10 protein-coding genes are annotated in these 11,366 nt (G+C 48.0%); 3 read left to right on the top strand and 7 right to left on the bottom strand.

Annotation, left to right across the window (positions count from 1 at the left end):
* Window positions 1-22 precede the first annotated feature (22 nt).
* The 5 genes from LPB400_RS06140 to LPB400_RS06160 form a co-directional block, all read right to left on the bottom strand.
* On the bottom strand, window positions 23-1,402 hold the full coding sequence (locus LPB400_RS06140; RefSeq protein WP_219088455.1) for an MATE family efflux transporter: 1,380 nt from the start codon (window positions 1,400-1,402) through the stop codon (window positions 23-25).
* Between the two features lie 105 nt (window positions 1,403-1,507).
* On the bottom strand, window positions 1,508-1,945 hold the full coding sequence (locus tag LPB400_RS06145; RefSeq protein ID WP_107696910.1) for an acyl-CoA thioesterase: 438 nt from the start codon (window positions 1,943-1,945) through the stop codon (window positions 1,508-1,510).
* A 26-nt stretch (window positions 1,946-1,971) separates the two neighbouring features.
* Window positions 1,972-2,901 carry a glycosyl transferase family 2 gene (locus LPB400_RS06150; RefSeq protein ID WP_219088457.1) on the bottom strand — a complete coding sequence of 310 codons (930 nt, stop codon included), beginning with the start codon at window positions 2,899-2,901 and terminating at the stop codon, window positions 1,972-1,974.
* 4 nt (window positions 2,902-2,905) lie between these two features.
* Entirely contained in the window at window positions 2,906-3,631 is a 726-nt protein-coding gene (locus tag LPB400_RS06155) for a glycosyltransferase family 2 protein (protein ID WP_219088459.1), read from the bottom strand.
* A gap of 146 nt (window positions 3,632-3,777) precedes the next feature.
* Complete coding sequence (locus tag LPB400_RS06160) at window positions 3,778-5,544, bottom strand: ABC transporter ATP-binding protein/permease (RefSeq protein ID WP_219088461.1); 1,767 nt, start codon at window positions 5,542-5,544, stop codon at window positions 3,778-3,780.
* Window positions 5,545-5,776: 232 nt separating this feature from the next.
* On the opposite strand from LPB400_RS06160, the gene LPB400_RS06165 reads away from it, so the two are divergent.
* The 3 genes from LPB400_RS06165 (at window position 5,777) to LPB400_RS06175 (ending at window position 9,742) form a co-directional block, all read left to right on the top strand.
* Window positions 5,777-7,999 carry a TonB-dependent receptor gene (locus LPB400_RS06165; RefSeq protein ID WP_219088463.1) on the top strand — a complete coding sequence of 741 codons (2,223 nt, stop codon included), beginning with the start codon at window positions 5,777-5,779 and terminating at the stop codon, window positions 7,997-7,999.
* A gap of 199 nt (window positions 8,000-8,198) precedes the next feature.
* Window positions 8,199-8,762 (top strand): peptidylprolyl isomerase, encoded by a 564-nt coding sequence (locus tag LPB400_RS06170; RefSeq protein ID WP_070608800.1) that lies wholly within the window; start codon window positions 8,199-8,201, stop codon window positions 8,760-8,762.
* Between the two features lie 122 nt (window positions 8,763-8,884).
* Window positions 8,885-9,742 carry a YgfZ/GcvT domain-containing protein gene (locus tag LPB400_RS06175; RefSeq protein WP_107791828.1) on the top strand — a complete coding sequence of 286 codons (858 nt, stop codon included), beginning with the start codon at window positions 8,885-8,887 and terminating at the stop codon, window positions 9,740-9,742.
* 396 nt (window positions 9,743-10,138) lie between these two features.
* Here LPB400_RS06175 and LPB400_RS06180 read toward each other — a convergent pair whose 3' ends face one another.
* Together LPB400_RS06180 and LPB400_RS06185 are read right to left on the bottom strand one after the other, a co-directional pair.
* A complete protein-coding gene (locus LPB400_RS06180; RefSeq protein ID WP_004519952.1) occupies window positions 10,139-11,044 on the bottom strand; it encodes a TIR domain-containing protein in 906 nt (301 codons plus the stop codon).
* On the bottom strand, window positions 11,045-11,308 hold the full coding sequence (locus LPB400_RS06185) for a hypothetical protein (protein WP_004519951.1): 264 nt from the start codon (window positions 11,306-11,308) through the stop codon (window positions 11,045-11,047).
* Between the last annotated feature and the right edge of the window lie 58 nt (window positions 11,309-11,366).

The following is an 11,366-nucleotide window of genomic DNA, read 5'->3' on the forward strand; positions in this document are numbered from 1 at the left end:
TGGAGGTCGTCTGAAAGAAATTTCAGACGACCTTATGCGATCTGACCATCTCTTTACTGCAAAGCTCCAGGCACCATACCAATGCGATGGCGGCAATCGTCAGGGAAACGGTCAGCGCGGTCCAGAAGCCGTAAATGCCCATATCGACATGATAGGCAAGCAGGTAGCCGGGCAGCAGGCCGCAACCCCAGAAAGCCACGGCATGGATGAACATCGGCATTTTGGTCACTTTATAGCCGCGCAGCGCATATGAAGCGATACATTGGGTAGCATCTGCCAGTTGGAATAGGGAGGCAAAAAATAAAACGGTCGCGGCAATGCCTAATACTGCCGCATCGTTGGTGTACATACCGGCCAACTGAAAGCGAAAGATGACCAAGAGCAGCGCGGTACAGGTGGCAAGTACCCAGCCCAGCACCAGCGACACGCCTGAAATATAACGCGCCCGCAAAAAATCGCGCCGTCCGAGCGAAAAGCCAACGCGTACCGTGCTTGCAGAGCCGACGCTTTGCGGAACCATATACAAAATGCCCGACAGGCTGATGACGACTTGTTGCGCGGCGACATAATCTTCGCCGAATGGCGCCACCAAAAAGACGATAAACGAAAACGCGCTGGCTTCTAGAAAATAAGACAAGCCGATGGGTGCGCCGATTTTCCAAATCTGTTTGAAAGTCGCCAAATCGGGTTTGCCGATTTTTGCCGTCAAACCAAACGGACGGAAGAATTTTTCTTTGGCGATATAAAGCCACAAAGCCAATGCGCTAAACCAAAATACCGCTGCCGTTGCCACGCCGCAACCTGCGCCACCCAAAGCAGGCATACCGAATTTGCCGTAAACAAATACATAGTTCAGCGGCACATTCAACACAAATGCCGCAAAGCTGACCAACATAATCACGCGTGGACGGTTCAAGCTGGAGGCATAGGCGTGCAGGGCGCGGTGGATCATGGCGGCTGGCATTGCCAAGCTGGTAAAGAACATATATTGCGCCATCGTGTCTTCGACATAATTGTTCAATGTCAGCCAATGACGGAAAGGCATAATCATCGCCCACATCAACAGCATGCCGAATACGCCCAAACACAAGCCAAACCAAATGCCCTGCATTCCTGTTTTGCCGACTTCTTCGGTTTTACCTGCGCCGTACAACTGGGCAATCATCGGGTTCAACGCCGCCATCACGCCCATAAAGGTAATGTAAATCGTGGAAAATGCGCTGCTGCCCAAAGCCACCGCGGCCAAATCTTCCTTACCTGCGCCACCAGCCATTACCGTATCGACAAAACCAATACCCACTTGCGCCACTTGCGCCAACAGCATAGGCAGGGCGAGGGCAGTAAGCAGACGGGTTTCTTTTAAGAAAACAGGAAAGGCAAAGCGGTTGAGGTTCAGTAGCATAAGTGTGTGCGTGGATTGAGGATAAAGGCCGTCTGAAACGGAAACGTAAAATTATAAAGGGTAATGCTGATAAGCAGGCAATATGTTGTTTAATCGCTAAATTTTTCAGACGGCCTTAAATGTCGGATGTCTTTTTACTGCTTCCAACCAGCTGTCCGGCGTTTGAAACTGCATCAGGCCGTCTGAAAGCGATACTGCGGCTTGGGTAGTCGAAGCGCGGGTCATTTTTTCGTTGGTTTCGGCATCGTAAATGGTGTAATCGATACGCAGGCAGCTTTCGATCTCGACGATGTCCATATCAACGCGGATCTTTTGGCCGAAACGGGCAGGGCGGATGTATTTGAGGTTCATCTGCACAATCGGCCAGCTGTACCCCTGCCGTCCCATCTCGTTGTAGTCGTAACCGATGGAAGACAAAAAAGCACAACGTGCGGTTTCAAGGTATTTGACATAGTTGCCGTGCCACACGATGTGCATGGCATCTACGTCAAAAAAAGGAACTTCGGTTTCAAAGCTGTGTTGGCAGTAGATGTGTTTTTTCATGGTTTAAAAGAGTAAGTGTGATGGTTTTAGACGGCGTCTTCGCCCCAAAAATCATAAAAATTGAACCATTGTAGCGGATTTTGCGCACATTCTTGCGCCAAAATGTCGGCAAAACCCTGCATCGCGTCTTTGACGGCAGCCTCACGGTTGCCGCGTTTCCAGTTGGAAGTATCGGTAAAGCGACGCAGTTTCAAATGATAGCGGCCGTTTTGTTTGACGCAAAACAGCGTGTTTACCTGCGTTTTTAGAAGCGAAGCCAACAGCCATGCACCTTGCGGCATAGGGGCGGTATAGCCTAAGAAATTAATGTCGGCGGTTTTCTCGCCGCGTACAGGCACGCGGTCGGCCGCGATGGCAATCCATTCGCCGTTCTCGATACGGCTGTTCAATTCCATCATCAGGGTGGTGTCCAAATCGGTTACCTGAATCAGACGGATATGATCTGCACCGGCTTTTTGCAATGCCTCGTTAAATGCCTGTGCGTGCTTGCTGTGCACCAATACATTGAGTCTGAAATCTTTATGGTGCGACACCAGCGCACGGCAAACTTCGGTATTGCCCAAGTGAGAACAGGCAAAAATCTGGCCGCGTTCGTTACGCTTGATTTGCGAATAGATGTCGTCCGGATCTTCAATCACCAAATCTTCATAACGGATTTTGCGTTGCCACACGGCAAAACGGTCGCAAACCGCTTCGCCAAATGCGACAAATTGTTTGAATACGCTGTGTTTCGGCAGGACGATATGGGGGAAGGCCGTCTGAAGACGGGTTTGATAGCGTAAGACATGACGGCGCGGTTTGGGCGCGGTTGCATAAAAATACAGCACCACAAACCAAATGCACGGCTTCATAAAAAAGGTCGGCAGATAGCGCACCATCAATGTGGTCAGGGCGAGAAACAGGCGGCTGCCGCGTTCGGGCTGCGCTGCCCAATGGGTTTGTTTATGGTCAGTCATGGTTTCAGACGGTCTTTCCGAAAACTTTACCCAATCGGTGTTTTAGCATGCCGAAAAACAGCCGTGTGTGCATTTTGCTGATGCGGACATTGTCGGCAAAGGCATCGAAGTGAGACACGCCGTCGGCGGCGTATTGGACGGGAGTTTTAATCCAAACCGGTTTGACGTCGCGCCAGTAGAGGCGGATAAGGATTTCCGTATCGAAGTCCATGCGGTCGCCTACGGTTTCTTCGCGGACGACGGATAGCGCGGGTGCAAGCGGATAGAGGCGGAAGCCGCACATGCCGTCTTTGATGTCGCATGACCAAGTGTGCAGCATATTCCAGAAGTCGGTAATTTTGCGTCCGTAGAGCCGTGCTTTGGGTGCATCATCGCCGTATTGCGGCCAGCCGCAAACAACGGCTTCGGGATTTTGTTCTGCTGCTGCGAGGAGTTTGGGAGTGTCGCTTAAGCAATGCTGGCTGTCTGCATCAACCTGCAAAACGTGGGTATAGCCATGTTCTTCAGCGTATTCCAAACCGGTTTTGACCGCTGCGCCTTTGCCGCCGTTGATGGGACGGTAAAGGACATCAATGCCTTCTGAAACCAAAGCCTGCAATACAGGTTTGCATTCTTCGCGTGAACCGTCGTCCACAATTAAAACGTTTAAACCGAAGCCGCGCATGGTTTGGGCAACGTGGCTGATGGTGGTCGGGTGGTTGTAATGTGGAATGAGGGCCAGGGTTTTCATAAATATTTTTTAGACGACGTTAACACAATGCAGAGTATAGCAAATAAACATGCCATAGCGTTTGAAAAGGCCGTCTGAAACGGCGATGACAAAATCGTTTGATTTCGTTTTTCACTGTTTCAGACGGCCTTTGCTATGCCATTAATTCAGCATTGTACATGACCGACATCGAGGCATAAATCATGGAATTCATTGAGCGTGCTGCGGTGGCCGATGCTGATGATGATGCTGTCGGGTAGTTTTTGCTTTAAGGCACGGTAGAGCATGGCTTCGGTCGGTTCGTCCAAGGCGGCGGTGGCTTCGTCGAGCAGGATGACTTTGGGCTGCGAGAGCAGGGCGCGGACGAAGGCGACGCGTTGTAGTTCACCCGGGGAGAGTTTGTGTTGCCAGTCATCAGATTTGTCTAATTTATCAACCAGATAACCTAATCGGCAGGTGTTCATGGCTTCGATCAGTTCCGGATGTTGTTTGTCGATGTCGGGGTAACAAATCGCATCGCGCAGGCTGCCTTGTGCCGTGTATGGGCGTTGCGGCAGGAAGAGGATGTCTTGATGCGGCGGATGGCTGACTTTACCGCTGCTGCCGAAAGGCCAAAGCCCTGCCAGCGCGCGCAGCAACGAAGTTTTGCCGCAACCGCTCGGGCCGCGTATCAGTAGGGAATTGCCGCTTTTGAGGTTGATGTTGATGCCGTCTAATAAAACTTCGCCGTTGTGGCGGTATAGGGCAACGTTTTCCAAGATCAGGCCGTCTGAAACTTCGGTAAGGTCGGGTTGTCGTGCGGTGTGTTTTTCTTCCGTACTCAGCAAAAAGCCGTACAGACGTTCCAGTCGGGCGCGGTAGGCGGTGAATTTGTTGTAGAACATTCGAAAGAAAGACAGCGCGTTTTGCAGTCGTGCGAAGGCTTGGACGGTCTGCTGGATGTCGCCGATTTTGATTTGTCCGGCAAACAGGCGCGGGGCTTGTAAAATAATGGGGAAGAGTTTGATGCCGTTGGTGAACATATCGTTAAAGCCGCTCAGGCAGACGCTTTGTCGCGCAATGCGCCAACGGTTGCGGATAATGGCTTTAAAGCGGTCGGAAAGCTGGTCGTGTTCGTGTTTTTCGCCGCTATAAAACGCCACGCTTTCGGCGTGGTCGCGCACGCGGATGAGGGAGTAACGGTAGTCGCCGTTGAGCTTTTCGTTTTCATAGTTGTAACGAATCAACGGGTTGCCTATCCACATGGCGATAAAGGTTGCCAAAATCACAAACATATAGACAAACCAAACGATGCCGTGCGGAATGTCGAAGCCGAACACGGTCAGGATGCCCGCCAAACCCCATAAAACAACGGCAAATTCCAAAGAGGTAACGACCGAATTGACCATGCCGCGCACAAATTCTATGGTCGAGGCGATGAAATCCTGCGCGTCTTGTTGGATACGCTGGTCGATATTATCCGGCGCGTGGCGGCGCATTTGCAGGCGGTAGTAGTTTTTGTCGGCAAGCCAGCGTGAAGTCAAAACTTCATTGAGCCGCTCCGACCATTTAATCGCCAAGCCTTGATCGAGAAAGTCGTTGACGACGTTGTTAAACGCCCGTATCAACACCACGCCCGCGTTCATCGCTGCAAACATCCAAAATGCGGAGGCATTCAAATCCTGCATCGAGTCGTAAAGCCCTTTGGACATAAAGGTACTCAACACATTCAGCCGTACTTCGGTCAGCAGCAGCGTAATCATCGCCGTAATCAGCAGCAAAACTTTGACGGTACTTTTCGGCGTCAGACACAGCCGCAGGATATAGCTAAACTCGCGCCCGAAGCGTGTGTTGCGTGCAAAAAACAGAATGACCGCCGAGGCTGCAGCGACCATCAATAAGGTCTGCAATAGCCAAGACGGCGTGGAATAAAGCTCGATTTGCCATTTTTGCATGAGGTGTTCTCTGAAAGGAAGTAAAGGCCGTCTGAAAGGACGGCAAATTTATTTGACTATGGTAACTGCAATAATAGTTTTCTGAACTGTTGTATTTTTTGTATTTACAAACGGTTCTTATTTGTTTTTGTAGAAAGCAGAAATCTTATCAAATATAATCATAAAACTAAATTACTTTGTAATTTTTTACTCGATATAAGAATTATTAATATTTCAAACCAGAAGGTATTTTATGAACAGCAAATTAGCCCTGATGCCGCTTGTGGTTGCAAGCGCATTCGCTTATGCCGCCGATGAAGCCACTTCTGCTCCCGAAGCATATGCAGAAGTGCAGGAAGTCAAAGTCCATGCCGACGCTAAACGCGTGAAGGCCGCACGCTCTTATTCTATTGCCAGCGACGGCGACTTACGTGACCGTGTGAACTTGGGCGTATTGGGTAAAGCCAACGCTTTTACCGCGCCGATTACCGTCGTCAACTACGACGAACAAGCCCTCAACAACACCGAAGCGCGTACTTTGGTGGATGCCGTAGCGAAAAAAGACGCTTCCGTTTGGCAGTTCGGCGGCGAAAGCAACACATTGACCGGCCTGTATTTCCGCGGTTATCAGCTTGATGCACGCCAATTCAGCGTCAACGGTTTGGCAGGTATGTACGGCACGCAAGGCACGGCCAGCGTGCAAGTCGGCTCCGCACAACTGATTAAAGGCGCGTCCACCGCCGTAAACGGCATGGACCCTGAAGGCGCGGTATCCGGTTCCGTCAACATCGAAACCAAAAAAGCCGCAGACGAAGGTAACCGTAAAATCGGTTTGGGCTGGTTCAGCAACAACCGCGCCCAAGGTACGTTCGATTTAGGTCAACGCTTCGGCGAAAACAAAGAATTCGGCGTGCGCGCCAATGGTAAACTGCGCCACGGCGACACTCCGCGTCACGGTTACAGCGAAGACAACAAAGAATTTGCTTTGAATGCCGACTATCGCGGCGAAAAAGTGCGCGTGGCGTTCGATTCCATCTACGCAAAACGCAAAACCAACGGCGGTCGCGCGCGTATGCAGGACATTCAAAACGCCAACGGCCGCTTGTTTGACGCACCTGAAGGCAAAGTGAATTTGGCGCCGAGCTGGCAGGCTCAAAACACGCGCGGTCAGACCAATATGCTGACTTTTGAATGGGATGCGTTTGAAAATGCCCAAATTACAGGCGGTATTGGTTATAACAATGCGCGCTATTATGGCAATTTCGCCTCTCCTACCGTTACAAGCAGCGGTTTGACCTACAATTCAGGTCGCGCGCGTTTGACCGACCAGCGTTTTAAAACGCTCAGTATGAATCTGACTGCACGCGGCGAATTTGAAACCGGTCCGGTAAGCCACAACTGGAGTACCGCATTTGACCGCATCGACCGCAAACGCACTACTTATCAAGGCGCACGTCAAACAAGAAGCAGCGTTATCGATCCGAGCATCGACATTCCTACTCAATTGGCAAAATTGGATTCCAACTTAGGCAGCGCGTGGAACCCAACCCCTTCATTGGATACCGTGATCAAAGTAAACAGTTTGGCGGTATCTGACACGCTTGGTTTTGCCGACAACAAATACCGCCTCACTTTAGGCGGGCGTTTCCAAGCCGTCGAGCAGAAAAACAAATTAAACGGCCGCAAAGCAGATGCGAGCCGTTTCAGCCCGATGTTGATGGCAGCATGGGTTCCGCAGCCCGATTTGGTGGTTTACGGAAACTATATGGAAGATTTGGAGCCGTCCGACATTCGTACTGATGACGACGGTCATGTAACGATGGCAGATCCGCGCGTCAGCCGCCAATTTGAAGTCGGCGTACGCAAAAACTGGGGCGACTTTGTCACCACTTTAAACGCGTTCCAAATCAAACGCCCGGGCTACTGGCGCGGCAACACGACTTCAGGAACTGATTTCGCAGCGCGCAAAAATGCAGGCTTGGCTTATAGCGGTTCGGAGCAAGGCATAGAACGCAGCCGCGGTATCGAGTTCAATACCTATGCCAACTTGTTGAACAAAACCCTGCGTCCGACTTTCGGTCTGATGTATCTGCAATCAACCGTAAAAGATTATCCGAATTTCGCCGACAATTTAGTTAACGGCGTACAAGTCGCCAACCCGCGCGTGATTGCCAAAGCAGGCGTGGAATGGGACACCCCGTTTGCCAAAGGCTTGACCCTGAACGGCAACGTTTCGTACTTCGGCAAGTCTTACCAAGACACGCAAAAACAATACGCCTTCCCGTCCTACACTTTGGTTGACATAGGCGCGCGCTACAAAACCAAGCTCGGCAAAAATACGTTGACCGTCAGCAGCTCGGTAGAAAACCTGTTCAACAAAAACTACTGGCAGGTACAGCGCGGCCAATACGACCGCAGCTTCGCCGTTGTCGGCATGCCGCGTACTTATTGGCTAAAAGCGGAATTGGATTTCTAATCTGATTTCGGTTTGACCGTAATAGCAGGCCGTCTGAAAGGGAATGATAAAGAGCAAGAATTTGGTTTTTATCCCTTTTCAGACGGCCTGATTTGATTGCCTTATGTTTTTTGCTTGAAAAATCTTACATGTTTTTTATGGATTTCACGCGAAACAAGGTTAATATTCCATTTTCACAATACATCATTCGAGAAGACATATGAAAAAATCCATCAAACTGACCCTGTGCGCCCTTGCACTCTCACTTTCCGTACAAGCACAAGCAGTTACCCATGCAGTGATTGAAACCAATATGGGCAACATCCAACTGGAGCTGGATGAAGTCAAAGCGCCGAAAACCGTGGCAAACTTTGTCAATTACGCCAAAAAAGGTTTTTACGACAACACGATTTTCCACCGCGTTATCGACAATTTTATGATTCAAGGCGGCGGATTTACCGAGAATATGGTACAAAAATCTACCGATAAAGCCATCACCAATGAAGCATACAACGGCTTGAAAAATAATGTCGGTACCATCGCCATGGCGCGCACCGGCGATCCGAATTCAGCAACCAGCCAGTTTTTTATCAATACAGCCAACAACGACTTTTTGAATTTCAAAAGCAAAACCCCTCAAGGCTACGGCTATGCCGTTTTCGGTAAAGTCACTTCCGGCATGGACGTGGTCCGTAAAATCAGCAAAGTGAAAACAGCGACACGTGGCTATCATCAAGACGTTCCAACCGAAGCCGTGATTATCCGCAAAGTCAGCATCAAATAATTTTGATTGTTTGAATCCAAACAACAGGCCGTCTGAAACATTCAGACGGCCTGAATTTATTTATTTGATAATAAGCGGCAATTTGGGCGATAATTCAGCATCTACAATTTAAGGAGTCGATTATGCAAACCCGCCTGCCTTTTTTCGGCGTTGTCCGTGTCAGCGGCGAAGACAGAGCTTCATTTCTTCATGGTCAATTATCCAACGATATTAATAATTTAGCTATCGGTCAGGCATGTTATGCCACATACAATACGCCTAAAGGCCGTGTATTGGCGAATATGCTGGTCGTCAATCGCGGAGAAGATTTACTGTTGGTCATGGCTCAAGATTTGACCGAAGCCATCGTCAAACGCCTGAGAATGTTTGTCTTGCGTGCAAAAGTCGTCTTCGAGCTGATGCCTGATTTAGTAGTCAGCGGCGAGTTGGCAGACGATGCAGAACCTCATCCTGCTGCCGAACCGCAACTGTCTTTCCCAGCCCAAATTCAAGAAAACACCGTAGAAATTGCCTTGCCGCACACAGGCCGTCTGAAAATTTCAGTAGCTGAAAATGCAGCCGAATATCAAGCAGGAGCCGAAAACGCGTGGAACCTGCACGAAATCCGCAGCGGCTATCCGTGGATTTGCGCCGCAACCAAAGAAGCGGCTGTTGCCCAAATGCTCAACCAACATATCATCGGCGCAGTCCATTTCCGTAAAGGCTGCTACCCCGGCCAAGAAATCATCGCCCGCGCCCAATACCGAGGCCAAGTCAAACGCGGTCTGGCCGTATTAAGCGGCGATTCTTTAGAAGCCGCCGGTATTGCCGTCAAAGTCGGCGAGGAAGAAGCAGGCGTTATTCTTAATACTGCACTCACAGAGCAAGGCAGCCTCAGCCTCGCCGTTATCAAGTTTTCCGTAACGGAAGCAGCATTGACCGATGCAGACGGCAATGCTTTGAAACAGGAAGAACTGTTTTTTACGGTAGAGAAAGATTGATGTTAGATGATTGAACAAAAAGCTTAAATATCAGCTTGAAATGAAAACAGAAAGGCCGTCTGAAATTCAGACGGCCTTTGATATTGAGTTTTGTTGGTACATGACCCAAGCTGCGTTTGCTGCCGACTGGATTACGGCATGGTTTGGAATCATTCGGTAGCAACAAAAACCGCGTGCGTGCGTACCGCACACACCCTACACCTCAATCTTAAGGTTTGCGTCGCCCGCAGTGGTAGGGTGTGTGGTCTAGCCACGCACGCGGTTGACAGGGGTGCGGGCTACGGCTTGCTGAAAACGGGGTTTGGGTTTTCAGACGGCCTTACAAAGATTTAAAACTGACGATTAGTTGGAAAACTTGGATTTGTAGGTCGGGCATTCATGCCCGACCTACTGCTGCTAACACAGTATATTTAGATCAATGGAATATCCTGCTTGTTTCAATTCGATAGCTAATTTTAACTTCCATCCTCCCGCGTCATCTACTTTCTGGTATACGACACCACTAATATCTGATGGAAATTCAACCTCTTCTTTAACCAATGCACACACTTTATTTCTTCCTAGTTTCCCTATAAGATAACCATGTTCAAAAACAACATTTTGTCTGGCTCTTGGTTTTAAATCGGTATCTAAATTACTTAACTTTTGACCACCAATATCACAGGGTGTATATAGAACAATTCCAAATCCAACATTCGTATATTCTTCAATTTTTTCAATAATAGTTTTTCCTGAGTTTGGTTGCTCATGTAGAATTATTGCGGATAAACCTAGTTTTTCAATAAGTCTTGCCACTTCTACTTTTAATAAATCATCTCTCCCATGCACTATAAATACGTTATTAGATACTATTGATGAGCTCTTTACTTCCATATTAGCCCCTTTCCTTGTGATGTAATTTTTATAATCTCGAGCAAATGGTATTAATACCTGCCTATTAAAGCTATGAATTCCTGCAATAATTTTATTGCCGCTATAGAAATAGTGATGGCAAAAATCAAGTACTTCGTTGGTATCATTAGATAACCAATTTACCAGCAAAATAATATAGCCCAATCTTTCTTTCATATCTGTTGGTAACAATAATTTTGAGCTACCAACAAAACTACCACCTGTGTTAGAGCTATCTTCTAGAAGTTTTTCTAAGTTTAAATTTTCTGTTAGCTCATCGTTGTGAACTTTTAAAACTTCATCATTTAATAGTTCGTTTAACCTTTTTAATGACCATTCAAAAGTTTGCAGTTCCGATGATTGCAAGTCCAATATAGCATTATTAATTTCTTCAAAAATATCTAATCCCATTTATTCACCTTTTTTGAGTCGTGCTTCGGCTGCTTCCCTAATAATTTCACTACGTGCATTTTCCTTGAGTTCCTCTAATAGCGAAGAAATTATTGGATTATTAATTTCATCTCCTACTATTGAATCAAGACCATAATTATATTCCTGAATGGCTGATTCAATACTCAAAGGGTCAAATGGATCAAATTTAAGATTAATTGGTTGCGCCTCTAATTCGTTAAGTATCAGTTCTAGCTTATTGAGATTTTTCAAAAGAGATTTCATTTCAAATCCTTTGAGTTAAAAATATAATGATTATAGGATATATAAGGTTGGAGCATGC

Source organism: Neisseria perflava (assembly GCF_019334725.1).
GTDB classification, from domain to species: Bacteria; Pseudomonadota; Gammaproteobacteria; order Burkholderiales; family Neisseriaceae; genus Neisseria; species Neisseria subflava_A.

Coding starts and splice junctions, on each gene's coding strand:
- LPB400_RS06145 (WP_107696910.1), bottom strand. CDS start 1,945: ATGAAAAAACACATCTACTGCCAACACAGCTTTGAAACCGAAGTTCCT.
- LPB400_RS06155 (WP_219088459.1), bottom strand. CDS start 3,631: ATGAAAACCCTGGCCCTCATTCCACATTACAACCACCCGACCACCATC.
- LPB400_RS06185 (WP_004519951.1), bottom strand. CDS start 11,308: ATGAAATCTCTTTTGAAAAATCTCAATAAGCTAGAACTGATACTTAAC.
- LPB400_RS06175 (WP_107791828.1), top strand. CDS start 8,885: ATGCAAACCCGCCTGCCTTTTTTCGGCGTTGTCCGTGTCAGCGGCGAA.
- LPB400_RS06140 (WP_219088455.1), bottom strand. CDS start 1,402: ATGCTACTGAACCTCAACCGCTTTGCCTTTCCTGTTTTCTTAAAAGAA.
- LPB400_RS06150 (WP_219088457.1), bottom strand. CDS start 2,901: ATGACTGACCATAAACAAACCCATTGGGCAGCGCAGCCCGAACGCGGC.
- LPB400_RS06170 (WP_070608800.1), top strand. CDS start 8,199: ATGAAAAAATCCATCAAACTGACCCTGTGCGCCCTTGCACTCTCACTT.
- LPB400_RS06180 (WP_004519952.1), bottom strand. CDS start 11,044: ATGGGATTAGATATTTTTGAAGAAATTAATAATGCTATATTGGACTTG.
- LPB400_RS06160 (WP_219088461.1), bottom strand. CDS start 5,544: ATGCAAAAATGGCAAATCGAGCTTTATTCCACGCCGTCTTGGCTATTG.
- LPB400_RS06165 (WP_219088463.1), top strand. CDS start 5,777: ATGAACAGCAAATTAGCCCTGATGCCGCTTGTGGTTGCAAGCGCATTC.